The sequence below is a fragment of the Rhodococcus sp. NCIMB 12038 genome, assembly GCF_002165735.1.
Classification (GTDB): Bacteria; Actinomycetota; Actinomycetes; order Mycobacteriales; family Mycobacteriaceae; genus Rhodococcus_F.
Window position 1 is genome coordinate 224,558 of the sequence record NZ_NHML01000001.1, and the last position, 23,476, is coordinate 248,033.

23 protein-coding genes are annotated in these 23,476 nt (G+C 69.6%); 16 read left to right on the forward strand and 7 right to left on the reverse strand.

The features are described 5' to 3' along the window. Positions 1–49 precede the first annotated feature (49 nt). Positions 50–1,555 (reverse strand): MFS transporter, encoded by a 1,506-nt coding sequence (locus CA951_RS00955; protein ID WP_087555055.1) that lies wholly within the window; start codon positions 1,553–1,555, stop codon positions 50–52. Between the two features lie 226 nt (positions 1,556–1,781). Here CA951_RS00955 and CA951_RS00960 point away from each other — a divergent pair, with 226 nt between their 5' ends. Together CA951_RS00960 and CA951_RS00965 are read left to right on the forward strand one after the other, a co-directional pair. After that, positions 1,782–2,411 carry a TetR/AcrR family transcriptional regulator gene (locus CA951_RS00960; RefSeq protein ID WP_087555056.1) on the forward strand — a complete coding sequence of 210 codons (630 nt, stop codon included), beginning with the start codon at positions 1,782–1,784 and terminating at the stop codon, positions 2,409–2,411. A gap of 168 nt (positions 2,412–2,579) precedes the next feature. Continuing rightward, positions 2,580–3,068 (forward strand): FBP domain-containing protein, encoded by a 489-nt coding sequence (locus CA951_RS00965; protein ID WP_087555057.1) that lies wholly within the window; start codon positions 2,580–2,582, stop codon positions 3,066–3,068. A gap of 201 nt (positions 3,069–3,269) precedes the next feature. On the opposite strand, the gene CA951_RS00970 is transcribed toward CA951_RS00965, so the two are convergent. After that, positions 3,270–4,388 (reverse strand): AbrB family transcriptional regulator, encoded by a 1,119-nt coding sequence (locus CA951_RS00970; RefSeq protein ID WP_087555058.1) that lies wholly within the window; start codon positions 4,386–4,388, stop codon positions 3,270–3,272. A 92-nt stretch (positions 4,389–4,480) separates the two neighbouring features. Here CA951_RS00970 and CA951_RS00975 point away from each other — a divergent pair, with 92 nt between their 5' ends. The 4 genes from CA951_RS00975 (at position 4,481) to CA951_RS00990 (ending at position 8,891) form a co-directional block, all read left to right on the forward strand. Next, on the forward strand, positions 4,481–5,179 hold the full coding sequence (locus CA951_RS00975) for a GntR family transcriptional regulator (protein ID WP_087555059.1): 699 nt from the start codon (positions 4,481–4,483) through the stop codon (positions 5,177–5,179). 158 nt (positions 5,180–5,337) lie between these two features. Then, positions 5,338–6,402 carry a LacI family DNA-binding transcriptional regulator gene (locus tag CA951_RS00980; protein ID WP_087555060.1) on the forward strand — a complete coding sequence of 355 codons (1,065 nt, stop codon included), beginning with the start codon at positions 5,338–5,340 and terminating at the stop codon, positions 6,400–6,402. 259 nt (positions 6,403–6,661) lie between these two features. Beyond that, the gene (locus tag CA951_RS00985; protein WP_087555061.1) at positions 6,662–7,840 is read left to right on the forward strand and encodes a Gfo/Idh/MocA family protein; all 1,179 of its coding nucleotides are present in this window, start codon (positions 6,662–6,664) and stop codon (positions 7,838–7,840) included. A gap of 49 nt (positions 7,841–7,889) precedes the next feature. Then, entirely contained in the window at positions 7,890–8,891 is a 1,002-nt protein-coding gene (locus CA951_RS00990) for a sugar phosphate isomerase/epimerase (RefSeq protein ID WP_087555062.1), read from the forward strand. Here the strand turns inward: CA951_RS00990 and CA951_RS00995 are convergent. After that, positions 8,888–9,805 carry a LysR family transcriptional regulator gene (locus tag CA951_RS00995; RefSeq protein WP_087555063.1) on the reverse strand — a complete coding sequence of 306 codons (918 nt, stop codon included), beginning with the start codon at positions 9,803–9,805 and terminating at the stop codon, positions 8,888–8,890. The two genes, CA951_RS00990 and CA951_RS00995, sit on opposite strands and share 4 nt — an antisense overlap. Positions 9,806–9,888: 83 nt before the next feature. Between CA951_RS00995 and CA951_RS01000 the strand changes: the two genes are divergently transcribed. The 7 genes from CA951_RS01000 to CA951_RS01030 are packed head-to-tail and all read left to right on the forward strand — an operon-like array spanning position 9,889 to position 16,298. Next, positions 9,889–10,824 (forward strand): DMT family transporter, encoded by a 936-nt coding sequence (locus CA951_RS01000; protein ID WP_087555064.1) that lies wholly within the window; start codon positions 9,889–9,891, stop codon positions 10,822–10,824. After that, positions 10,821–11,405 carry a biotin transporter BioY gene (locus tag CA951_RS01005; RefSeq protein ID WP_179220069.1) on the forward strand — a complete coding sequence of 195 codons (585 nt, stop codon included), beginning with the start codon at positions 10,821–10,823 and terminating at the stop codon, positions 11,403–11,405. The genes CA951_RS01000 and CA951_RS01005 overlap by 4 nt, the downstream gene beginning before the upstream one ends. Continuing rightward, positions 11,402–12,511, forward strand: coding sequence for an AMP-binding protein (locus tag CA951_RS01010; protein ID WP_087555065.1), 1,110 nt, complete (start codon positions 11,402–11,404; stop codon positions 12,509–12,511). Before CA951_RS01005 ends, CA951_RS01010 begins: the two co-directional genes overlap by 4 nt. Next, positions 12,508–13,635 carry a thiolase family protein gene (locus CA951_RS01015; protein ID WP_087555066.1) on the forward strand — a complete coding sequence of 376 codons (1,128 nt, stop codon included), beginning with the start codon at positions 12,508–12,510 and terminating at the stop codon, positions 13,633–13,635. Before CA951_RS01010 ends, CA951_RS01015 begins: the two co-directional genes overlap by 4 nt. Then, positions 13,632–14,312 (forward strand): energy-coupling factor ABC transporter ATP-binding protein, encoded by a 681-nt coding sequence (locus tag CA951_RS01020; RefSeq protein ID WP_087555067.1) that lies wholly within the window; start codon positions 13,632–13,634, stop codon positions 14,310–14,312. The genes CA951_RS01015 and CA951_RS01020 overlap by 4 nt, the downstream gene beginning before the upstream one ends. Next, on the forward strand, positions 14,309–14,911 hold the full coding sequence (locus CA951_RS01025; RefSeq protein ID WP_087555068.1) for an energy-coupling factor transporter transmembrane protein EcfT: 603 nt from the start codon (positions 14,309–14,311) through the stop codon (positions 14,909–14,911). Before CA951_RS01020 ends, CA951_RS01025 begins: the two co-directional genes overlap by 4 nt. Further along, positions 14,904–16,298 carry an AMP-binding protein gene (locus tag CA951_RS01030; protein ID WP_087555069.1) on the forward strand — a complete coding sequence of 465 codons (1,395 nt, stop codon included), beginning with the start codon at positions 14,904–14,906 and terminating at the stop codon, positions 16,296–16,298. Before CA951_RS01025 ends, CA951_RS01030 begins: the two co-directional genes overlap by 8 nt. On the opposite strand, the gene CA951_RS01035 is transcribed toward CA951_RS01030, so the two are convergent. Genes CA951_RS01035 through CA951_RS01045 form a run of 3 tightly spaced genes read right to left on the reverse strand, consistent with a single transcriptional unit; the run spans position 16,295 to position 19,355 of the window. Continuing rightward, positions 16,295–16,624, reverse strand: coding sequence for a hypothetical protein (locus CA951_RS01035; RefSeq protein ID WP_087555070.1), 330 nt, complete (start codon positions 16,622–16,624; stop codon positions 16,295–16,297). The two genes, CA951_RS01030 and CA951_RS01035, sit on opposite strands and share 4 nt — an antisense overlap. After that, positions 16,621–17,994, reverse strand: a complete 1,374-nt coding sequence (locus CA951_RS01040) for an acyclic terpene utilization AtuA family protein (RefSeq protein ID WP_087555320.1) — start codon at positions 17,992–17,994, stop codon at positions 16,621–16,623. Before CA951_RS01040 ends, CA951_RS01035 begins: the two co-directional genes overlap by 4 nt. A gap of 50 nt (positions 17,995–18,044) precedes the next feature. Beyond that, the gene (locus CA951_RS01045) at positions 18,045–19,355 is read right to left on the reverse strand and encodes a CitMHS family transporter (protein WP_087555071.1); all 1,311 of its coding nucleotides are present in this window, start codon (positions 19,353–19,355) and stop codon (positions 18,045–18,047) included. A 155-nt stretch (positions 19,356–19,510) separates the two neighbouring features. On the opposite strand from CA951_RS01045, the gene CA951_RS01050 reads away from it, so the two are divergent. Further along, positions 19,511–20,407 carry a LysR family transcriptional regulator gene (locus CA951_RS01050; protein ID WP_087555321.1) on the forward strand — a complete coding sequence of 299 codons (897 nt, stop codon included), beginning with the start codon at positions 19,511–19,513 and terminating at the stop codon, positions 20,405–20,407. Here the strand turns inward: CA951_RS01050 and CA951_RS01055 are convergent. Beyond that, a complete protein-coding gene (locus CA951_RS01055) occupies positions 20,404–21,429 on the reverse strand; it encodes a LacI family DNA-binding transcriptional regulator (RefSeq protein WP_087555072.1) in 1,026 nt (341 codons plus the stop codon). The two genes, CA951_RS01050 and CA951_RS01055, sit on opposite strands and share 4 nt — an antisense overlap. A gap of 132 nt (positions 21,430–21,561) precedes the next feature. On the opposite strand from CA951_RS01055, the gene CA951_RS01060 reads away from it, so the two are divergent. Together CA951_RS01060 and CA951_RS01065 are read left to right on the forward strand one after the other, a co-directional pair. Further along, positions 21,562–22,617, forward strand: coding sequence for a Gfo/Idh/MocA family oxidoreductase (locus CA951_RS01060; protein ID WP_087555073.1), 1,056 nt, complete (start codon positions 21,562–21,564; stop codon positions 22,615–22,617). Between the two features lie 5 nt (positions 22,618–22,622). Next, positions 22,623–23,402, forward strand: coding sequence for a TIM barrel protein (locus CA951_RS01065; protein WP_087555322.1), 780 nt, complete (start codon positions 22,623–22,625; stop codon positions 23,400–23,402). Positions 23,403–23,476: the final 74 nt, after the last annotated feature.

The following is a 23,476-nucleotide window of genomic DNA, read 5'->3' on the forward strand; positions in this document are numbered from 1 at the left end:
GAGTGTCGTTGAGTGCATTCTGCATGAGTGTCCGGGTTACCCCGGCGGGTCAGTGTGAGATGGCGGTGGTGGCCGTGTCGTCGTCGATGTCGTCGGGGTGGGCGCCGCCTGGATGTCCGGTGTTGATGAGGACGAAGGCCACGGCGGCGGCGAGGACGAGGATGCCGCACGCCCACCAGAGGCCGGTCGAGAAGCCGTGGACCATGCTCTCCAGTTTCAGGAGCTGACCGGCCGCGGGGGTGGTGACTTCGGCTGCGTGGGCGGTGATATATGCGGCGGTGGCGCTGGTGGCGATGGTGTTGAGCAGGGCGGTGCCGATTGCGCCGCCGACCTGCTGCGAGGTGTTGACCATCGCGGAGGCGACGCCGGCGTCGCGCGGGGCCACTCCGTGGGTGGCCAGGCTCATCGCGGGCATGAACGCGGTACCCATGCCGAGGCCCATCAGGAACAGGCCGGGCAGGACTACCGCTGCGTAGGGGCTGTCGACTGTCATTCGGGTCAGGATGACCAGTCCGGTGGCGGCGACCAGAAAGCCGGGAGTCATCAGCAGCCGCGGCGCGACTCTGGTGGTGAGGCGGGCACCGATCTGCGTCGATCCGATCATCATCCCGACCACCATCGGCAGGAACGCGACACCGGCGACGACGGGGCTGTAGGCGAGCACCACCTGCAGGTAGAACGTCAGAAAAAGGAATGTGCCGAACATGCCGATCACGGCGAGCGCCAACGACAAGTACGACCCGCCCCGATTGCGGTCGAGCACCACGCGCAGCGGCAGCAGTGGCGCGGCTACCCGGGTTTGCACCACCACGAATGCGGTCAGCAGTACGACGGCCGCGATCAGGACCGCGATGGTCACGCTGTCACCCCAGCCGTCGGTGGCGGCGTGGCTGAACCCGTACACCACGGCCGCGAGTCCCGAACTCGCCAGTAGTGCGCCGGGGATGTCGAGGTGGGCCGGGTTGCGTCCGCCGGCGGGTTCGCGGATCTCCCACACGGCGCCGGCGACCGCGGCGAGGGCGAAGAAGATGTTGATGAACAGCGTCCACCGCCAGTTCAGGTATTCGGTGAGGATGCCGCCGAGGATCAGCCCGATCGCGGCACCGCCGCCGGAGATCGCGCCGTAGATGCCGAATGCCTTGGCGCGTTCCTTGCCCTGCGTGAATGTCACCGTTAGCAGCGATAGCGCTGCCGGGGCGAGCAACGCGCCGAACGCGCCCTGCAGAGCGCGGGCGCCGATCAGCATCTCGGTGTTGACGGCGGCGCCGCCGAGCGCCGATGCCGCGGCGAACCCGATCAGCCCGACGATGAAGGCGCGTCGGCGGCCCCACATGTCGGAGATCCGGCCGCCGAGTAGCAGGAGCCCACCGAAGGCCAGGGCATAGGCGGTGATCACCCATTGCCGGTTGGCGTCGGAGAAGCCGAGGTCGGCCTGCGCGTGCGGGAGCGCGATGTTGACCACAGTGCCGTCCAGCACCACCATCAGCTGTGCCAGGCAGATGAAGATCAGTGCCTTCCAGCGGCGCGGATCGGGTTCCTGATCGGTGTTCGTCATGTGCTCACCTCACGGTAGAAGCGGGTGGAAGCAGGTCGGGGCGCATCAATTGGTGCAGTCGGGCGGCGCACGGCTGTCGGCGCCCGAAATGGCAAGGCGGGCGGAGCAATACCTGACGGACGCTCGCGTTCTCTATTTTGAGAGGCTAGTCTTCGCCCGGTAGGGGACGCAAGCGTTCACTCGATGCCCTCACCGTCACAGGAGGGTCGGAAGGATCGGATGCGACATGGCCGTCTCGACGAGCAGCAGCGAACCTCTCACCGCGCCGCCGCAGCGAAAGCGCGGTGCCGCACTGCACGACGCGATCTTGGCGGGCGCATTCGCGGAGTTGTCCCAGGTCGGGTATCGCGCGTTCTCGATCGAGTCCGTCGCCGCCCGCGCGGGCACCGGCAAGGCCAGCATTTACCGGCGTTGGCGCACCAAGCAGGAACTCGTGCTCGACGCGCTGAGCGCGCTGCTGCCGACGCCGGCGCAGAGTGGGATCGATCCCGTCCTCGATGAGTCGACGACCACCGGTGATGCGCTGCGGCAGGTGGCCCGGGCGATCGCTCGGACCCTCGACAGCCCGGCGGGCCAGGCGATGCGTGCGGTGAAATGCGAGTCGGTGACAGACCCCCAACTCGCTTGCGCCATCGAGGAACGTTTTCAGGCGCCCGGGCGTGCGGGGCTGCTCGCGCTGCTGCGCCGCGGCGTCGATCGGGGCGAAGTGCGCCCCGAGGCGGTCACCCCGCTCGTCGCCGGTGTGCTCCCCGCCCTCCTGGCTCATCGCATCCTGTTGCAGCGTGAACCGGTCACCGAGAGCGACCTCGTCGACATCATCGACACCGTCATCATCCCGCTCGTCGCCGCACCCTGAAGCTGGACGACATCAAACCGCAGAGCGCGCAACCCCTCGAAGCCGGAAACAGCACGATACACGCAGCGTCGGACGCGTGGATCGTCGAAAATCCGTTGCCCGCCGCTGCCGCGGTCCGTAGTGTCACGAGGCTTTGTCCACCCGTCGACTGAAGGAGTTCTTTTCGTCATGGAACCCGTCACCGAACACGACATCAGGTCGTCGTTCATCAATTGCTCCAAGGGCGATGCCAAGCGCCTACCCGTCCCTCGTGACCTGGACGATCGGCCGTGGGAGGATCTCGACTTCCTCGGCTGGAGCGACCCGTCGTTTCCCGGTCGCTGTTATGTCGTCGTACCGCGGGAGGGTCGTCTGGTCGGCGTCGCGCTGCGCTACGAGACGGGCGGGTACCGCCGCGCGCAGATGTGCACGGTCTGCATGACCACCCATGCCAGTGGCGGCGTCTCGCTGATGACCGCGCGTAAGTCGGGGGAGTCCGGACGTCGGGGCAACTCGATCGGCACGTACATGTGCGCCGATCTCGCGTGCTCGCTGTACGCGCGCCGGAAGAAGTCGCCCGCGCTGGGCAGGCAGTACCGCGAGGATCTCGAACCGGAGGAGAGGATCGCGCGGGTTCGCGACAACCTCGACGCCTTCATCTCGCGCGTCTACGGCTGATCGAACCCCGACACACCAATCTGCAGCCAGGTGGCTGCCAACGAGAATGAGAGGTAGATGCCATGCGCCGACATTCGAGAATCCACTCGCCGACGCACCCCGAGTTCGGAGACTCCGCAACGGAACCCGGGGTGTGTGGGAGTCCTCTCCGGTCGAGACGGCCCGGATGTGACCGGACCGCGTCGTCCCGAGAGGATCCCGCTACGCTCGCCGGCGCCGAGAACTGAAGTGGGCGAATGCTTTCGCCATGATCGGGGTGGTGACGAGCATGATGACCAGGCGCAGCACCTGGGCGGCCGCGACGAACGTGACGTTGGAGGAGGTGGAGGCCGACACGGCCAGCACCGCCGCCAGACCGCCGGGGGTAGTGGCGAGGTAGGCCTCGAGGAGGCTCGCACCCGTGAGGTGGGAGAGGAGGACGCCCAGGCCGGCGCAGGCCGCCCCGACCAGGAGCGTGAGCAGCGCGGCGTACGGCAGGATCCGTCCGATCGCCCGCAGGCTCGCCCGGTCGAATGCGAGCCCGGCCTGCCAGCCGATGAGGATCAACGCGGCGGTCATCAGCATCGGCGGCACCGAGACCGCGTCGCTCCAGCCCCCGAGTTCGAATCCGGCGCTCACCGCCAGCGGCCCCAGCGTCGCGGGTGCGGGCAGTCGCAGCAGTGATGCCACGGCGGTGCCGCCTACGATGAACAGTGCGAGGAACGGTAGTGCCACATACCATTCGGTGCCGCCGCCGTCGGTGGCCGTCACCGTTCCCGCGCCGGTGTCCGCGCGGAAGCCGAACGTGACGATCATCGGCATCGACACCACGACGAGCGCCACCCTCAGGTATTGCACCACCGCCACGACGCGGTCGTCGCCGCCGAGTTCGCGGGCCATGGCGACGAGTCCGGTGGCGCCGCCCGCTGTCATGGAGAGGGATCCGGTCACCGCGTCCACGTCACGATGCAGCGCGAGGAGGGCGCCGGCGGCCACGCTGATCACCAGGGTCGCGGCCGCGATCGAGACCACCGGCACCCACAGTGAGCCCAGGGCGGCGATCGTCTCCCGGTGCACCATCAGCCCGACCGCGCTGGCCAGCACGCCCTGCGCAAGCTTGCCCAGCGGACTCGGCACGCGGGACGGACCCCATCCGGTGACGGCAAGGGCCGCTGCGACTATCAGGGCCGCGAAGAGGCCGGCCGCCGTCAGTCCGATGCTCTCGCCGAGCGCCCAGCCTCCTGCCGAGAGTGCGATCAGTGCGACCCAGCGGAGTCCGCGACGACGCAGTTCGGATGCGCGCGTCGGCACGGTCAGTTCGGGGGTCTGCACGTCGTTCACGGGTGGGCGCCTACTTCGGGTGCTGTCGAGAATCAATGGTGTGCATCAATGTATACCTTAGCGCACACCGTTGCGAACGTTAGGATGTATGCATGGCGGGCGAGAGCAAGAGTGAGCAGGTATACGGGCAGCTCAGGGCGGACATCCTGAACGGGGTTCTGTCTCCGGGGCAATCGCTGAGCGCTCTCGACGTCGGCTCGCGGTACTCGGCCTCCCGTACCCCCGTCCGGCAGGCCTTCCTTCGGCTCGAGGCGGAAGGACTGGTCTCGCTCGTCGACCGGCAGGGCGCACGGGTCGCTCCCATCTCGATCAAGAGCGTCCGCGACCTCTTCGAACTGCGCATCCTGCTCGAGGCGGCCGCGGCGCGGATGGTCGCCGAGGCTGTCTCACGCGACGGTGTGGCACGGCAGCAGTTCGAAGAGGTGGCGGAAGCGCTCGGGGCCATCGCCGAGGAGGCGCCGTCCGACTCCCGGCATGATCGCTTCTACGCCCTCACGGAAACCTACGACCAGGCGGTCATCGCGCACACTCGGAACGCACAACTCGCCCGCTCGATCGCCGAACTCCGGCCGCACACCGAGCGACTGCGCAACATCGCCCACTCCCGCCCCGACCGCCTGGACGTCTCGTTGGCGGAGCACCTGGCGATGTGCCGTGCGATCCTCGCGGGCGACGGACCGGCCGCCGCTGCGGCGTGCGCCGAGCACCTCACCCAGACGCAGAAGACCATCCTCGACGCCGTCGTCGACCCGCACGGATCGGCCGTCGCCATCGACCTGGTCACCGCGTAGCCGGCGCGGTCCAGCCGGGTCCATTGAACCGGTCTAGTTCGGGCTACCATGGGTTGCCGCGCGCATTCCGCGCACGAGCCGAACCGCCACCGTGGTTCCGCATTCGGGTCGGATACGCTGTGGTGTCTCGTGGTCCGGCGAGGGTGAAGGGGCTGAGTATGCAACGCGACGACGACGCTCGGAGTGACGGCCCCGCGCAGGCCGCGAAGCGCGCCGTCACCATGCAGGACATCGCCGACCGCGTGGGTGTGTCGAAGGCCCTGGTGTCCATGGTCTTCCGCCGTGTCGCCGGCCCGAGCGCCGAGACCCGCAAACGCGTCCTCGAGGTGGCGGACGAGCTGGGTTACCGGCCCAACCGCACGGCCGCGTTGATGTCGCTGCGGCGTACGCATCTCGTCGGCGTGATGGCCGACATCCGCAGCAGTTTCCACGCCGAGATGGTCGAATACCTCGTCGCCGCCGCGGACGAACACGGGTACGAGGTGGTGCTGGGTGCGGTCACCCCGACCCACGGGGAAGGGAAGGTCGTCGAGACGCTGCTCGACTTCCGGTGCGAGGCCCTGATCCTGCTCGGCACCGAACTCGGCACCGGCGTGCTCGACGCACTCGCCGAGCGGGTTCCGGTGGTCGTGGTGGGGCGCCGGGTCGGCGGCAACGTCGACGTGGTGCGGACCGCCGACGGCAAGGGCATCGGGACCGTCGTCGACCACGTGGTGGGGCTCGGGCATCGCCGGATCGCGCACCTCAGCGGCGGTGACGGCACGATCGCGGCCGACCGGCGATCCGGGTACACGCGCGCGATGCGGCGGCACGGACTCGACGCCGACGTCGTGGACGGCGACTTCACCGACGGTGCGGGTACCGAGGCGGCGCGGGCCCTGCTGGCGCGGCCGCAACTGCCGACCGCGGTGATCGCCGCCAACGACCGCAGCGCCATCGGGCTCATCACCGAACTGCGGCGGGTGGGTCTGCGGATTCCCGAGGACGTCTCGGTGTCGGGCTACGACGACAGCACCCTGGCGCAACTCGCGCACCTCGACCTGACGTCGGTCAATCAACAACCGCGGGAGCAGGCCGCGAAGGCGGTCGACGCGGTCATCGAACGCCTCGACCAGGGGCGCACCGAGTCCGCCTCGATCGTGCTGCGGCCCCAGCTGGTCGTGCGCCGGACCACCGGTCCGGTGTCGGCGTCGGTGGCGGGGCCGCGGTCCGGCGTGTCCTGATCCGGACCGCTCACTCACGCAATACTTTTCGTCCGTCGCCGACCCCGGCTAATCGCCTGCGGTCTGCCGTGACGGCCTCTCGACGTGTGCATTCGTGCGTCGCTCCGCGTAGGGCTTGACACCGCGGCGTGACTCAGCTCATAGTAGTCGAACTAGACCGGTCAAATAGACCGAACTAGCCGGAGGTTTTCCGCACACACTCGGGCACCTCCGAACCGGACACCCCGCTTGTTCATCACCCTCTCGAAAGGCTTCACTCATGACCTCCAACTCGATCGGTGTCGCCGTCATCGGCGGCGGCATGGCCGGACGAGCGCACGCCGCCGGGTACCGGACCGCGTCGACGCTGTTCGGCACCGACCGTCCCGACGTGCGGTTGGTCGCCGTCGCCGACACCAACGAGGCCGTTGCCGACGACACCGCCAAGCGGTACGGCTACGAGCGGGCCGAGTACAGCTGGCAGGCGATCGCCGAATCCCCGGACATCGACGCGGTGAGCGTCGTCGTCGCCAACCAGTTGCACCGGGAGATCGTCGAAGGCCTCCTCGCCGCCGGGAAGCACGTGCTGTGCGAGAAGCCGCTGGCCGGGTCGATCGCGGACGCCGAGTCGATGGTCGCCGCGGCGGCGGACGCCGACACGATCGCGACTGTCGGATACACCTACCGCCGCTCACCCGCGATCCAGGCGATCCGTGACGAACTCGCGACCGGGCGTCTCGGCGAGATCATCCACTTCAACGGGCACTACTGGTGCGACTACGGCCTCGACCCCGCCTCGCCGATCACCTGGCGACACCGTGGCGGACCCGGCACCGGCGCGCTCGCGGACGTCGGCAGCCACCTGCTCGACATGGCCGAGTTCGTGTGCGGCCCCATCGTCGAGATCAGCGGCGCGACGTTCGCCACGGTGATCACGGAGCGTCCCGTGCCTGCCGGAGTCACCTACGGCCACACCAAGGCCGAGACCACCGGGGAGATGGCTCCTGTCGAGAACGAGGACCTCGCGACGTTCACCGCGCGCTTCCAGAACGGCGCGGTCGGCACGTTCTCCGCTTCCCGTGTCGCGCACCAGCTTCCGGACGGACTCGGATTCGAGTTGTTCGGGACGTCCGGCTCCGCCGCCTTCGATCTGGCTCGCGCCGCGGAATTCACGGTGTCCAGCGAGGGCATCGACTCCACCGTCAACGGTCAGCGACGGGTGATCGTCGGACCGCAGCACCCGTACATCCAGGGCGGCCTGCCGATGGATGCGGGCGGCGTCGGACACGGTAAGGCCGAGTTCTTCGCCTACCAGTCCCGCGCTTTCCTCGACCAGATCGCCGGCATCGGCAACCTCGGACCGCTGCCGACGTTCGCCCACGCCCTGCGCGGCATGCAGATCGTCACCGCCGTCGCCGAGTCCGCCCGCTCCCACGGGGCAGCCGTCAAGATCGGCTGACCCGGCCCCCTCGCCCGACCCACACTCTTCTCACCAGTAAGGACCACTCATGAAGCTCGGTGTCTACACCGCCATCCTGCACGACCGCAGCCTGCGCGAGGCCCTGGAGACCATCGCGTCCCTCGGGCTCGAGGGCGCGGAGATCAACGCGGGCGGATTCCTGCCCACCCCGCACCTGCCCGTCGAGGAACTCCTTTCCGGCGAGGTGTCGCCGCAGGAGTACCTGAAGGTGTTCGACGAGACCGGCGTCGCCATCGCCGGCCTGAACTGCAACGGCAACCCGCTGCACGCCGACCCGGAGGTCGGCGTCGAGGACGCCGAGGACCTGCGCAACGCCATCCGCGTCGCCGGCCTGCTCGGTGTCGACCGGGTGGTCACCATGTCCGGGCTGCCCGCCGCGCACGCGGGCGGCCGGTGGCCGGCATGGCACGTGAACACTTGGGACAGCGGCTATCTCGACTCCCTCGACTACCAGTGGGATCAGGTCGCGGTGCCGTTCTGGAAGGAGATCGACGCGCTCGCCCGGGAGAACGGGGTCAAGGTCGCGATCGAGATGCATCCGCAGAACCTGGTGTTCAACCCGCCGACGCTGAAGCGTCTGGTCGAGAAGACCGGTGCGACGAACGTTGGTGCCGAGATGGACCCGTCGCACCTGTTCTGGCAGGGCATCGACCCGGTCGCCGCCGTCGACTGGCTCGGTGACCTCGTCTTCCACGCGGCGGCGAAGGACACCCGGATCAACGAGAACTGCAAGATCTACGGCGTGCTCGACGACCGGTTCACCCGAATCCCCGCCGACCAGAACCCCACCGGGCTCGGCGGCAAGCACGTGGTCAACAAGTGGCCCGAGGACTCGGCGTGGGACTTCGTCGCGGTCGGCCGCGGACACGACGTCGACTTCTGGTCGCGGTTCCTCGCGGCGCTGCAGCGCGTCGACCCCGATATGGCCGTCAACATCGAGCACGAGGATGTCGAACTCGGACAGCTCGAAGGGCTGCAGGTCGCGGCCCGCACCCTGAGGGACGCCGCGTCCGCCGTCGCGTCACGCTAGGACCCCGGACTCCCCACCCGCCGCTGAGCGGGTGGGGAGTTTGTCCGCTGTGCGGCCAGGCGGTCGAGGACCAGTCGCAGCGGCGGCCAGGTGGACCTGCCGCGGCGGGTCACGGCGTACGCCGTCAGCACCACCTTCGGGTCCGCGAGCGGCAGGACGGTGACCTCGTCGCGGGTGGGACGGTCGGCGGGCAGCAGGCCCACGCCGTAGCCGGCGGTGATGAGGTCCTCGACGAGGTCGAGGCTGTCGATCTGGTGGGCGATCCGCGGTGTGAAACCCGCGAGGGAGGCCAGCGTGCGGACGGCGTCCTCGTCGGCGGTGTTGCGGGAGTTCACGATCCACGGCGAATCGGCGTACGCCGCGACGTCGGCGGGTTCGCCGGCGGCGGGTGCGGGGACGCCGAGTCCCCAGGGCGTCGACCACAGCGGGACGGCCTCGAGCGCCGCCCCGGGCGAGGCCGGCGCCAGGTTGTAGTCGTAGGTCAGGGCGAGATCGAGTTCGTCGTCGGCGAGCAGTGCGAACGCCTCGACCGGCTCGTATTCGCTGATCACCACGTCCACCTGCGCGTGGGTGAGCGCCAGTTCGGCGACGACGGGCAGCAGCGACACCCGGATGCCCGTCGCGAAACCCCCGACGCGCAGGGTGCCGACCGGTTCGGCGTGGGGGTCGAGGTCGAGCCGGGCGGCGTCGACGGCCGCGAGGATGGTGACGGCGTGATCGGCGAGCCGGCGACCGGCCGGGGTGAGGCGCACCCGGCGGCCGATCGGTTCGACGAGCTGCGCACCCGTCTCCTTCGCCAGTGCGGCGATCTGCTGGGAGACGGTCGAGGTGGTCAGCCGGTGTGTCTCGGCGACCTCACGCATCGAGCCGAGGCGGGAGAGCTCCAGCAGGAGGTGCAGGCGTCGGGTATCCACCCACGCATTGTTCGCGATATCCGAACGGTTTGTCCACGAAAGTCACGTGGACGTGAACGGTCGAGGTGTCATTCAATTCAGGCATGATCAGGAATCCGACCCGCGTCGGCGCGACGATGGCGCTGACCTCGATGCTCTGCGTACAGACCGGACTCGCGATCTCCGTCGGCGTCTCCGAACGCGTCGGCGCCGAGGGTGCCGCCTGGTTGCGCCTGGCCTGGGCCGGGGTGCTGCTGGCCGTAATCGTCCGGCCCCGCCCGAAGGCGTTCACGCGCTCGTCCCTCGTCGCGTGCATCCTGCTCGGCGTGGTCACGGCGGCGGTCACCCTGCTGTTCATGGCCGCGGTGGACCGGATCCCGCTGGGAACCGCGAGTGCACTGGAGTTTCTGGGACCACTCGGCGTCGCGGTCGTGCACGGGCGGGGCCGCCTCCGGTGGCCGGCGCTGGCGGCCGTGGGGGTGCTGCTGCTGACGCAACCGTGGGTCGGCGGCGTCGACCCGGTCGGCATCCTGTTCGCTCTGGGCGCGGCCGCGTGCTGGGCGCTCTACATCGTGCTCACCCAGCGCGTGGGGGACGAGGTGGCGGGTATCAACGGTCTCGCGGTGTCCATGCCGGTCGCCGGAGTGGTCGCGACCGTCGTGGGCGGACCGTCGATGCTGGCGAAGATGACGCCGGACCTGTTGATCATCGGGCTGGGATTGGCGATACTGCTGCCGGTAGTGCCGTTCACGCTGGAGATGCTCGCCTTGCGCCGGCTGAACACGGCGGCGTTCGGGACGCTGATGAGTCTGGAACCGGCGTTCGCGTTGATCATCGGGTTGGTCGTGTTGCATCAGGTTCCGGACCACGCGGCGGTTGCCGGGATCTGTTTCGTCGTCGCGGCGGGGATCGGCGCTGCGCGGGCCGGGGCGCGCACGTCGCCCGACGTGGGCGAGGTGCAGGAGTCTGCCGCACCGTTGGCGGCGCCGACCTGCTACCTTGAACGTCGTTCAAGTTTGAAGCAAGAGGAGTCGTCATGACAGAAGTCGGGAGTACTCGAGTGTCGAGGCTCGGTATCTCAGCGCGGGACATGGCGCAGATCGCGGTGTTCGCCGCACTGATCGCGGCGCTGGGTCTGCCCGGCGCCATCACGGTCGGCTTCAGCGGCGTGCCGATCACGCTGCAGACCCTTGGGGTCATCCTCGCGGGCGCCGTGCTCGGGGCGCGCAAGGGCACCGCCGCCGTCGCGGTCTTCCTCGCACTGACCCTGATCGGACTGCCACTGCTGTCCGGCGGACGCACCGGTCTGACGGCGCTCGCCGGTCCCAGCGCCGGTTACCTCATCGGCTGGCTTCCCGCGACGCTGGTCATCGGCCTCCTCACCGCCCGGATCCTGCCGAAGTACCCGATCGCGCTCGGTCTGCTGATCAACGCCCTCGGCGGGATCGTGATCATCTACCTGTTCGGCACCATCGGTCTGCTGCTGCGCACCGACCTCGGTGTCGGCGCCGCCATCACCACCAACTTCGCGTTCATCCCGGGCGACGCGCTGAAGGTCGTCGTCGCCACCGTCGTCGCCAAGAGTGTGCACCGCGCGTACCCCGGCCTCATCCGTACGTGATTGCCGTACTCGGCGGCGCAGGCGATCAGCCTGCACTCGACGTCGACGGCCGCACGTACACCTACGCCCAACTCGACCGGGCGATCGACGAACACGGCTCCGACGCGTCTGTCCACGACGCGTCGGAGTTGCCGCTTGCAGATGCGTTGATCTGCGTCTGCGCCGCCGCGCGGCAGGGAACCGCGGTGATCGTCGAGAACCCCGACGCCCGTCCCGACCGGCCCGCGATTCCGCCGTCGGCGTTCCTGCTGGTGGCCACGTCCGGTTCCACCGGCAGGCCCCGACCGCTCGCGCGTACCGCGGCGTCCTGGTTCGACAGCTTTCCCGCCTTCACCGCGATCACCGGGATCGACGCCACGGACCACGTGCTGATCACCGGGCCGTTGCACGCCACGATGCACCTGTTCGGCGCGGTGCACGCGCTGTGGCGTGGCGCGTGCGTCACCGACGACCCGTCGCGGGCGACGGTGGTGCACGCCGTCCCCGCCGTTCTCCGCGACATGGTGGGGAAGGCCCCGAAGCTGCGCACCGCGATCGTCGCAGGCACCGCCCTCGACGACGGCGCCCGCGCGGTGGCGGACGGGATCGAGATCGTCGAGTACTACGGCGCCGCCGAACTCTCCCTCGTCGCGGCGCGGCGGGTCCCCGAACCGCTCCGGCTGCTGGACGGGGTCGACGCCGACATCCGCGACGGACTGCTGTACGTCCGCTCGCCGTACAGCGTGATCGGGGCACCGGACTGGTTCGGCGTCGGTGACCTGGCCGAACTCGGCGACAACGGTGAGCTGACCGTCCGCGGCCGGGGCGAATCCGCGATCAACGTCGGCGGCACCACGGTGGTCGCCGAAGACGTCGAACGCATCCTCGAGGCCCTCGACGGCGTCGACGCGGTCGCCGTCGTCGGATCGCCGCACTCGGTGCTCGGGGAGACTGTCACCGCCGTGGTGGAGCTCGACGGCACCGCGGACATCGCCGACATCCGTTCGCGCGCCCGCCGGGTGTTGTCGAAGGAGGCCATGCCCCGCCGCTGGGTGCCGATCGAGGCGTTGCCGCGGACCGCCAGTGGCAAGGTCGCCCGAGGCCGAGTGAGAGACTGGCTGGCATGAGCTCTGTCCCTGTACTGGTGGCGCCGCGCCGGACGCCGATCGGCAATGCCGGGCACGGGTTCGCCGATCTGACCACCACCGATCTGGCCGCCCCGGTGCTGCGCGACGTCCTGGACTCGCTGCGCGGGTCGGGCCTCGACGCCGAGGTCGACGACGTCGTGCTCGGCAACTGCCTCGGACCGGGCGGTGACCCGGCGCGGGTCGCCGCCCTGCGCGCGGGGATGGGGGTGGAGGTTCCCGGGGTCACCGTCGACCGTCAGTGCGGTTCGGGCCTCGACGCGGTGATGCAGGCCGCGCTGCGCGTCCGCAGCGGCGCCGACGAGCTGATCCTGGCGGGTGGCGTCGAATCGGCGAGCACCGCGCCGTGGCGGTTCTGGCCGCCGGTCGCCGGCGCCGACCCGGTGCGCTACACCCGCGCTCCCTTTGCACCGCACGGCTTTCCGGACCCCGACATGGGCACGGCCGCCGACGATCTCGCCCGGGTTCGCGGCATCAGCCGTGAGCGGCAGGACGCGTACGCGGCGCGGTCGCACACCCTCGCGGCGGCCGCCGATTTCTCGTCGGAGATCGTGCCGATCGGCGACATCGCGAAGGACCAGCGTATTCGCGCCGGCATGACGGAGGCCAGGCTCGCGCGTCTGCGCCCCAGTTTCGGTGCCGGCGGAACGGCGACCGCCGGGAACTCGTGCGGCATCTCCGACGGCGCCGCGGTGCTGGCCGTGACCACCGAGACGCTGGCCGCCGGACTGCCTGCGCTGCGGGTGCTCGGCTCCGCGGTCGCGGGATCGGACCCCGCGTTACCCGGGCTCGGCCCGGTTCCCGCGATCCGCAAACTCCTGAAGCGAACCGGACACGACGTCGCGGATCTGGGCGTCGTCGAGATCACCGAGGCGTTCGCGTCGGTGGTGCTGGCGGTGTCGGACGAACTCGGACTGGACGAATCCGTGATCTGCCCGCAGGGCGGCGCCATCGCCATGGGACACCCGTGGGGGGCGTCGGGCGCGATCCTGCTGGTGCGCTTGGCAAGTCAGATGCTGCGCGAAGACGGACCCGCGCTCGGACTCGCCGCCTGCGCCATCGGCGGCGGACAGGGCATCGCCGTACTCGTGGAGCGTGTGTCGTGAGTGAGATCGTCTTCGACTCGGTGAGTCACGCGTTCGGCGACCGCCAGGTGCTGCGCGGCGTCGACCTGCGCTTCGCCGAGCGTCGCGTCGGCATCATCGGATCCAACGGTTCCGGCAAGTCGACGCTGGCGCGCATGATCAACGGGTTGCTGAAACCCACGTCGGGCACCGTCACGGTCGACGGCGTCGACGCCGCCCGGAAGGGCGCGCAGGTGCGGCGCAAGGTCGGGTTCGTGTTCACCGACCCCGACACCCAGATCGTCATGCCCACCGTGTCCGAGGATCTGGCGTTCTCGCTCCGCCGGTCCGGTCTGAGCAAAGAGGAGATCGCGGCCCGCGTCGAGGAGATCCTGGTGCGGTTCCGGCTCGACAAGCACGCCGAGCATCCCGCGCACCTGCTGTCCGGGGGCCAGAAGCAGTTGCTCGCCATCGGGGCCGTCCTCATCCGCAGGCCCGAGGTGGTCATCGCCGACGAGCCGACCACGCTGCTGGATCTGCGGAACGCGCGCGTCGTCTCCGAGGCGCTCGATTCGATGGACCAGCAGGTGATCGTCGTCACCCACCAACTGGCGTTGCTGGAGAGTTTCGAACGGGTCATCGTCATCGACGACGGTCTCGTCGCTTTCGACGGCAGCCCGGACGACGCCGTCCCCGCGTACCGGCAGCTGGTCGAATGATCGGGCTGTACCGGCCGGGCGACTCGCTGCTGCACCGGATGCCGGCCGGGCTGAAACTGCTGCTGCTGATCCTGTCGATCATCGCGGCCACCGTGTTCGTGCGCACCCCGCTCGAGGTCGGCGTCGTCGTCGTTCTGGTGGGACTGCTGTTCGTGGTGGCCGCCATCCCGTGGCGGGTCGCCGTCGCGCAACTGCGGCCCGTCGTGTGGATGTTGTTGATCATCGCGGTGTTCCAGGTGCTGATCACGTCGCCGTCGCGGGCGGTCGTCGTGTGCGGGGTGCTGCTGATCTCGGTGGCGCTCGCCGCGCTGGTCACGCTCACCACCCGGGTCACCGACATGCTCGACACGGTGTCGCGCGCGCTCGGGCCGCTGAGGAGGGTCGGGGTCGACCCGGACCGGATCGGGCTCCTTCTCGCGCTGGCGATCCGGTGTATCCCGCTGCTCACCGGGATCGTGCAGGAGGTGGCGCAGGCGAGGAAGGCGCGAGGGCTGCAATGGTCGATGACGGCGCTGGCCACACCGGTTCTGGTGCGTGCACTCCGGACCGCGGATGCGATGGGCGACGCCCTCGTCGCACGGGGAGTGGACGATGACTGAGCTACCTGCCGAGCGCATCGCCGGAGTCGCCGCCGGCAACCCGGAGGCAGTGGCGATCGTCTCCGCCCGCGAGACCGTCGACTACGGCCGGTTCTGGTCGCGCGTCGCCCGGACCGCGGCCGGACTCGACGGCATGGACCGGGTCGCCGTGCTGCCGACGTCGGATGTCGGGTCGCTGGTCGTCGTGACGGCGGCGATGCACGCGGGCGTCAGCGTCGTCCTGCTGCACCGGCACCTCCTGCCCGCGCAGCTGACGCGGGTGCTCGAACTCGCGAAACCCGGAGCCGTCGTCGCCGCGCAACACCAGCACCGCCGGCTGCGGAGACTGGGATTCGACGGGACCGTCGAGACTGCCGCCACCCTGGAATCCGACGGCACCTCGGCGCGGGCGCACCCCGGCGCCGAACTGCTGGTCGGCATCACCTCCGGCACCACCGGTGAACCGAAGCTGTTCGTGCGCAACCAGCGATCGTGGGCCACGACCCTCGACCGCTCCGACACGACGTTCGACATCGGCAGCGGCGACCGGGTGTCGGTGCCCGGGGTCCTCGACCACACGCACTTCCTGTACGGCGCGATCCACGGTCTCAGCCGCGGCGCGACGGTGGATCTGCGGCCGGTCACGCAGTCGCTGGAGGACGCGGCCACCCACCTGTACTCGGTCCCGACCATCGCCTGGGACGTCGTGCGGTCGGGGATCGGCCCCGTCGACAGCGTCCGCGAGGTGCTCTCCTCGGCGGCCCGGTGGCCGCGCACGGGGCGTGAGGCGTTGCAGGACGTCCTGCCGAATGCGTCGCTCGTGCACTTCTACGGAGCTTCCGAACTGAGTTTCGTGTCCTACGACCGGGGTCTCGGTGCCGCCGACGAGCATTCGGCGGGTGAACTGTTCGACGGCGTCGACGCCGAGATCCGCGAGGGCCTGGTGCACGTGCGTAGCGACATGCTGTTCGACGGGTACCTCACCGAGGACGGTGTGGTGAACGGCCCCGACGACGGATGGATGACGGTGGGTGACCGCGGCCGGGTGGTGGGCAGCAGCCTGCAGTTGTTCGGCCGCGACAGCGACACGGTGATCCGGGCGGGACTCAATGTCGAACCCGCGGCCGTCGAAGCGGCGCTGACCGCGCTCCCCGGTGTCTCGGAGGCCGCGTGCATCGGGGTTCCCGACGCGCGGATGGGGGAGGCGCCCGCCGCCGCGATCGTCGTGCACGGCGACGCCCCGAGCACCGCCGAGATCTGGCGGCATCTGCGCGCGACCCTCCCCAGCCCGAGCATGCCGGTTCAGGTCCTCGTGGTGGACGGCCTGCCGCGCACGCCGCGCGGCAAGCTCGATCGTCCCGCGCTCGCCGCCACCCTGGCCGGCGCACGGAACCCGAATCCCGGTTAGACGCCTCGGATTTCGAGGCTGAGCAGGTGGTAACCCAGCGTCTTGCCGTGCCCGTCGAGTGCGGGTGAACCCGTGACGCCGCCGCCGAGGACGCCGGGTAGTTCGAACACCATCGCCAGCAGGTTGGGCTGGCAGGTGCGCCGGGCCGGTCCGGTGATCAGCTCACCGTAGTGGGCGGCGGCAACGTCCGCGGTCAGTCTCCGCTCGAGAAGGCCATAGGCGGTGCGGTCCCGGGCCAGCACGGCGACGATGAGCGTGTCACCCTTGTCGCCGGCGCGGACGTCCGCCAGTGCGTCGATGCGCTGAACGGTTGCGGGCGTGGTCATTTCGACACCTCCGTGAGATGCACGCGGGTGGGCACGAGTTCGCGGGGGAGGGTGCACGAGCGGATCGCGAGCACCTCGGTCGACGAGCGCCGGGCACCGCCGCCGCCTGCCGGTCCGTTGGTGTACAGGCTTTCGACCTCCCAGCCGACGAGGTCGGCTTCGTCGCGGGTTCCTGCCCGCGCGGTCACCCGCACGCGCACCTCGTGGGCGTCCTCGTCCGTGTCGAGTCCGCGGAAAGCCGCACCGGCACCGATATATTCGACGGAGACGGCGTCCTCGGTGACACCGTGCACGTCGACGAGTCGTTCGGTGACGATCTCGGCGGCGAGCCGGGCGCGGAGGTAGGCGCGGGGTCCCGCGTAGCTGATCTGCCCCTCACCGAGCCAGCCGCCGCGGAAGCCGAGAGTCACCTTCAGCTCCCGCGGGCGCGGGCGACCGGTTGCGCCGGTGATGGCGACGCGGTCGGGTCCGACGCTGCCGAACGACACGTTGCCGAAGTCCGCGGTGACGTCCGGGGTCAGGTACGACGTGGGATCACCCACCTCGTACAGCAGTTGCTCGGTGCAGGTTCGTTCGGTGAGGATGCCGCCCGATCCGTCGAGCTTGCCGAACGTCGCCGAACCGTCGGCGAGGACGTCGGCGAACGGAAAACCGAGATCGGCCATGCCCTTCACCGGTTTGGTGACGGGATCGGCGTAGTACCCGCCGGTGAGTTGCCCGGCGCACTCGAGCAGATGCCCGACCGCTGTTGCGGCGCCGATGATTTCGTGATCATCCAGGTCCCATCCGAAATGGTGGGCGAGCGGGGCGACGTAGAGGGACGGGTCGGCCAGTCGGCCGGTGACGACGACGTCGGCGTCCAGTTCGAGCGCGGGGAGCACGGCCTCCGCGCCGATGTACGCGTTCGCGGAGACGAGCACGTCCTCGTGCTCCGACAGGCGTTTCCCGGTTTCCCACACGACGGGGTCGTGGCGCAGCACCTGTTCGAGCACCGCGTCGCCCGTGACCGCGGCGATGCGCACCGGGCGGTCGGCGGATCGGGACGCGATGCCGGAGACCAGTTCCGTGGCGGCGAGCGGGTTGGCGGCGCCGGCGTTGGTGATCACTGTGGTCCCGGATGCGAGGGTGTGCGGGAGCACCGCGCGCATGCGTGCGGCGAGCAGCGGGTCGTAACCCTGGTCCGGGTTCTCCAGCCGGCGAGCGTTTCCGGCGGCGACGGTGCGTTCGCCGAGGCATTCGAAGATCAGGTAGTCGAGAGCGGCGTGCCGGGCGAGTTTCTCGGCGGGGTCGATGCGATCGCCGGAGAATCCGGATCCTGCACCGAGTCGCACGCTCCGCGGGGCGCTACGACGGAGGCTCGATGGTGTCACGGTTGCGAAGTCCTTTGCTGGTTCGGTGGGCGCGGTGGTGTCGCGGACTGTCACAGCGAGATGGCACCGGTGAGCAGCGCCACCACGGTCATCACGATCGTGGTCCCGAAGGCCCACCCGAAGATGAACCGCTGGTGCTTGCCGAGGTCCACCTTGCTCAGTCCGATCAGGATGAACGTCGCGGCGGTCAGCGGGCTGAGCGGGAATCCGGTGGTCATCTGGCCGAGGATGGCGGCGCGGCCGATCTCGGCGGGGTCGCCGCCGAACGATGCGGTGGTCTCCGCGAGCACCGGTACGACGCCGAAGTAGTAGGCGTCCGGGGTGAAGACCAGGCTGAGCGGCATCGACGTGACCGCGGTGATGACGGGGATCAGGGAGCCGGCGGACTGCGGAATCCAGGAGACGAACGTCTGCGCCATCGCGGTGATCATCCCGGTGCCGTTGAGGATTCCGGTGAGCACGCCCGCCGCGAGGATCATCATCACCACCATGGTGACGTTGCCGCCGTGCTTCGCGAACAGGGCCTGCTGATCGTCCCACTTCGGGCGATTGACGGCGAGCGCGAGCGCGAAGGCGATGGCGAACGCCACCTCCAGCGGCACGAGTTGGAACAGCAGGATCACGATCAGGACGAGGGTGAGCACCGTGTTGAATGCCATCACCGCCCGGTGGCGGCGGGTACGCATCGGCGGGTCGGAGACGTGCGGGGTGCCGGGACCGCCTTCGCCGGGGGACACGAGTTCGGTGACGCCGAGCCGCTTCCGTTCCGTGCGGCCGATCATGTACGCGGCGAACAGGACCCACAGGACACCGGCGCCCATCGCGGGCAGGACGGGAGTGAAGATGTCGGCGCTGGTCAGGTCGAGTGCGGCCATGGCGCGGACGGTCGGGCCGCCCCACGGAATCATGTTCATCAGACCGGCGGCCAGGCAGACGATGCCGGTCAGGACGACCGGGCGCATCCCGAGCCGCTGGTAGATGGGCAGCAGCGCCGAGATGGTGATCAGGAACGTCGAGGTTCCGTCGCCGTCGAGCGCGACCAGCAGCGTCAGCACCGCGGTGCCGACGGCGATCTTGGTGGGGTTGCCCCCGGCCCACCGGACGATCCGGCGGATCGCGGGGTCGAACAGTCCCACGTCGACCATCAGACTGAAGTACAGGACTGCGAAGGCGATCATGATGGCGACGGGCGCGACCTTCAGGAGGCCGTCGCCCACCATCTCCCCGAGGTCGGGTGCCCATCCGCCGACGATCGCGAACGCGATGGGGACGAGGATCAGCGCGACGAGCACCGAGACCCGGCGGCTGAATGCCAGCGCCAGGAAACACGCGATCGTGGCGAACCCGAGTGCGGCAACCATGTGACCTCCTTCGAATCGGAGTCTCAGTGTCGCGCGCCTCACAATTGCGCGTCAAATATCAATGGATGATCGATTTATGATTTTGACTCATTAAAGGGTTGTCGCAGATCGGACGGTGAACGTGACGGCTCGGCGCATGAATGGCGGCCATACTGATCCACATGAGCATCAATCTGGGGATTTCCCACCTGCGGAGCATCGTCGCCATCGCCGACTACGAGAGCTTCACCTCGGCGGCTCACGCACTCGACGTGTCCCAGTCCTCGCTGAGCCGCTCGGTCGCCGAAGCCGAGCGCAGACTCGACGTCACGCTGTTCGAGCGCACCACCCGCCGCGTCGAACTGACCACGCACGGGCACGAGATCATCGAGCACGCCCGGCGCATGCTCCACGACTTCGACGACGGGCTCACCCAGATCGAACGATTCGTCACCGGGGACCGCGGAATCGTGACGGTGGCGTGCCTGCCCTCGCTCGCGGCCACGTTCCTTCCCCCGTACGTGGTGAACTTCCGCGAGCAGCACCCCCACGTGCGGCTCCAGATCCGCGACGGCCTGCGGCAGGAAGTGCTCGACGCCGTGTACTCGGGGACGGTCGACCTCGCGCTGGTCACCACGTCGGGGATTCTGCCCGGCCTGCAACAGGACGTCCTGACGAGCGATTCCTTCTATTGCGCGGTCCCGCCGACGCATCCGTTCGCCGAACGGCCGGTGCTGCAATGGTCGGATCTCGCGGGGCAGCCGTTCATCGCGTTCGGTCCCGAGAGCAGTATCGCGGCGCCCGTGCGCCGGGCCGTCGAGGACGCTCGCATCGAACTCGGACCCGTCATGCAGGCGCAGAACATCGGCGCGGTAGCGGGATTGGCGGCCGCCGGGCTCGGCGTCACCGCGGTTCCCGAACTCGTGCTCCCCATGATCTCGTTCGCCGGTCTCGTCCACATCCCCCTGGAGCCGAGAGTCGAACGCACCATCTCCCTCGTCCAGGTCGCCGGCCGGCCGCAGACGGCGAGCACCCGCGGTTTCGTGCACGCCCTCCTCGCCGGCCGGATCTAGTTTTGTTGTGCGACAGGGCCGGTGGTCGCGCGGCGGACCAGGTGCGGGGCGAGCACGAGGTCGACGGCCTCGCCTCCGGCGATCTGGGCCAGTGCCGCGTCGACTGCGGCATCGGCCATGTGCGTGGCGTCCTGCGAGATCGTCGTCATCTGCACGTGCGGAATCCTCGCCAGGCGGGAGTCGTCGTAGCCGACGACGGAGATGTCCGCGGGCACGTCCCGGCCGCGGCGGACCAGTAGGTCGAGTACGCCGGTGGCGCACCGGTCGTTGAACGCGACGACGGCGGTCGGGGGAGTGGGCAACTCGAGAAGTTCGTGCATACCCTGTGCGCCTTCGGTTTCCGTCGGACCGCCGGCCACAACCGTGGCCGAATCCGACAGTCCGTGCCGGTCCATCGCGGCCAGGAAGCCGGCCCGCCGGTCGGCGCCGCCGGGGGCGTCGGCGCCGTCGATGTGGGCGATGTTCCGGTGCCCGAGTTCGGCGAGGTGGTCGACGGCCAGGGTGATGCCTGCGACGTCGTCGCCCCGCACGGCGCCGACGCCGGGCAGACCGCTGGCGCGCGCCACGACGAGTGCGGGCAGACGGTCGGCCAGTGCGCCGAGTGCGTCGGCGTCGAACCGGGAGCCGAGGAGGATCGCGGCCTCGCAGCGTTCCCGCATCAGCGCCTGGACCGCGACCTGCTCGGCACGACTCGGGGCGACCGCGCTGAGCATCACGTCGTAACCCCGGCGGGTGGCCGCCGCGTAGATCTGTTCGACGAGATCGCCGTGGAACGGTTGCTGCAGTTCGAACACGACGCCGAGGAGCCGGGAACTGGCCTGGCGCAGTTTCTGTGCGCGACGGTCCGGCACGTAGCCCATCCCGTCGGCGATTTCGAGCACCCGCTGACGGGTCGCCTCGCTGGCGCCGGGGACCCCGCGCATCACGATCGAGACGAGGGCCGTGGAGACTCCTGCTGCTCGCGCGACGTCGCCCATCGTCGGGCGGGCGCCACCGGTCGATCCCGCCACCGGTTCGGCCACGTGCACGACTCCTGTCTTCCGGGCCCGCGCTCGGGGCCGCTCTTGACCAATGATCTCACGAGTCCTACGGTCTAGAACTAGAACGTACTAGTTCACCTCTACCTCGACCCTTCACCGCACTGGAGCGCATCCATGTCACTCACCGAAGCCGCACCCGTCCGCACGGCGACGCCCGCTTCCCATCCGGTCCGCATCGCGACGATCGGCGCCGGACGCATCGGCTCGAATCACGCGGAGATCGTGGCCCGCCTGGTCCCCGGGGCATCGCTCGTCGCGGTCAGCGACCCGGTCGGCGAGTCCGCGCAACGTCTCGCCGCGACGCTGGGCGCGCCGCTCGCCACCACCGCCGTGGACGACGTCCTCACCAGTGACGAGGTCGATGCGGTGCTGATCACCGCCCCCGCGCGGAGCCACACGGACCTGGTGGTCGCGGCCGCGGCGGCCGGCAAGCACGTGTTCGTCGAGAAGCCGATGGCGGTCACCCTCGAGGACGCCGACCGCGCCATCGCGGCGGCCACCGACGCGGGCATCGTCCTGCAGGTCGGGTTCAATCGCCGGTTCGCTCCCGGGTTCGCCGCCGCCCGCGCGGCGATCGACGCGCAGAAGGTCGGCACACCGCACTTGCTGCGTTCCCTGACCCGCGACCCCGGCCCGTTCACCGCCGATCCGGCACGCATCCCGCAGTGGACGATCTTTCTAGAAACGCTCATTCACGACTTCGACACCCTGTGCTTCCTCAACCCGGGTGCCCGACCGGTGCGGGTGCACGCGCTTGCCGACGCCCTGGTGCGACCGGACGCCAAGAGCACGGGCCACCTCGACACCGCGGTCGTCACCGTGCAATTCGACAACGGCGCCATCGCCACGGCTGAGGCGAGTTTCAGCGCTCTGTACGGATACGACGTCCGCGCCGAGGTGTTCGGCTCCGGCGGCATGGTCACCGCGGGCAGCGGGCTCAGCACCGACATGACCTACTACGGCCCCGACGGGCAGCACGCCGACACCGCGCGCCGCGACACCGACCTCCTCCACACGGCCTACGTGGGCGAACTGACCGCGTTCGTCGGCGCGATCCGCGCCCACACACCGGCCGTGGTCACGGGCGAGGATGCCCGCACCGCGCTGTCGATCGCGCTCGCCGCGATCCACAGCGTCGAGACCGGCGCCGTCGTCGAACTGGACCGGTGACCCCGATGACGTACTCGCTCGCCGCCAGCGCCGAAATGCTCTACCTCGACCTGCCGTTCGCGGACCGCGTCCAGCGCATCGCCGAACGCGGGCTCCAGGTGGAGATCTGGGACTGGTCCACCAAGGACGTCGACGCCCTCGCCGCGAGCGGCGCCGAATTCTCCTCGATGACGGGCTATCTGGAGGGCAATCTCACCGAACCCGACAGCATCGAGGCGCTGCTCACCACGGCACGCCAATCCCTCGACGTCGCGAAGCGGCTCGACTGCCCGAGGTTGAATTTGCACGGAACCGGACTCGACAACCGGGGACTGCCCGTGCGTCCGGTCGAAACGATCACGCCCACAATGTGGCTCACTGCCGCCGACACTCTGCGGAAGGTCGCCGAACTCGGCGAACAGGCGGGCCGGGTGTTCACGCTCGAGAACCTCAACCTCGCCGTCGACCATCCCGGCACCCCGTTCGCGACCGCAGCCGACACCCTTGCTCTCGTCCGGGCGGTCGACAGTCCCCATCTGCGCATGAATCTCGACCTGTACCACGCCCAGATCGGTGAGGGAAACCTCATCGAACTCGTCCGGAAAGCGTTGCCCTACATCGGTGAGATCCAGGTCGCCGACGTCCCCGGACGCTGCGAACCCGGAACCGGCGAAATCCATTACCCGGCCATCGCCGCCGCCCTCAGGGACCTCGGCTACACCGGCGTCGTCGGGCTCGAGGGCTGGGCGAAGAACGACCCGGACGCCGCGCTCGACGCGTTCGAGGCGGCCTTCGCGCACGGCTAGCGTCTGGACACTCCGCTGACACCGTGGTTACCGTGAAATAGCCGTCTCGGCCGAGCGGCACACGCGGCAGGAGG

Coding starts and splice junctions, on each gene's coding strand:
- CA951_RS01035 (WP_087555070.1), bottom strand. CDS start 16,624: ATGACCACGCCCGCAACCGTTCAGCGCATCGACGCACTGGCGGACGTC.
- CA951_RS01005 (WP_179220069.1), top strand. CDS start 10,821: ATGACAGAAGTCGGGAGTACTCGAGTGTCGAGGCTCGGTATCTCAGCG.
- CA951_RS00980 (WP_087555060.1), top strand. CDS start 5,338: ATGCAACGCGACGACGACGCTCGGAGTGACGGCCCCGCGCAGGCCGCG.
- CA951_RS00975 (WP_087555059.1), top strand. CDS start 4,481: ATGGCGGGCGAGAGCAAGAGTGAGCAGGTATACGGGCAGCTCAGGGCG.
- CA951_RS00965 (WP_087555057.1), top strand. CDS start 2,580: ATGGAACCCGTCACCGAACACGACATCAGGTCGTCGTTCATCAATTGC.
- CA951_RS00955 (WP_087555055.1), bottom strand. CDS start 1,555: ATGACGAACACCGATCAGGAACCCGATCCGCGCCGCTGGAAGGCACTG.
- CA951_RS00960 (WP_087555056.1), top strand. CDS start 1,782: ATGGCCGTCTCGACGAGCAGCAGCGAACCTCTCACCGCGCCGCCGCAG.
- CA951_RS00990 (WP_087555062.1), top strand. CDS start 7,890: ATGAAGCTCGGTGTCTACACCGCCATCCTGCACGACCGCAGCCTGCGC.
- CA951_RS01065 (WP_087555322.1), top strand. CDS start 22,623: ATGACGTACTCGCTCGCCGCCAGCGCCGAAATGCTCTACCTCGACCTG.
- CA951_RS01000 (WP_087555064.1), top strand. CDS start 9,889: ATGATCAGGAATCCGACCCGCGTCGGCGCGACGATGGCGCTGACCTCG.
- CA951_RS00985 (WP_087555061.1), top strand. CDS start 6,662: ATGACCTCCAACTCGATCGGTGTCGCCGTCATCGGCGGCGGCATGGCC.
- CA951_RS01030 (WP_087555069.1), top strand. CDS start 14,904: ATGACTGAGCTACCTGCCGAGCGCATCGCCGGAGTCGCCGCCGGCAAC.
- CA951_RS01015 (WP_087555066.1), top strand. CDS start 12,508: ATGAGCTCTGTCCCTGTACTGGTGGCGCCGCGCCGGACGCCGATCGGC.
- CA951_RS01045 (WP_087555071.1), bottom strand. CDS start 19,355: ATGGTTGCCGCACTCGGGTTCGCCACGATCGCGTGTTTCCTGGCGCTG.
- CA951_RS01025 (WP_087555068.1), top strand. CDS start 14,309: ATGATCGGGCTGTACCGGCCGGGCGACTCGCTGCTGCACCGGATGCCG.
- CA951_RS01060 (WP_087555073.1), top strand. CDS start 21,562: ATGTCACTCACCGAAGCCGCACCCGTCCGCACGGCGACGCCCGCTTCC.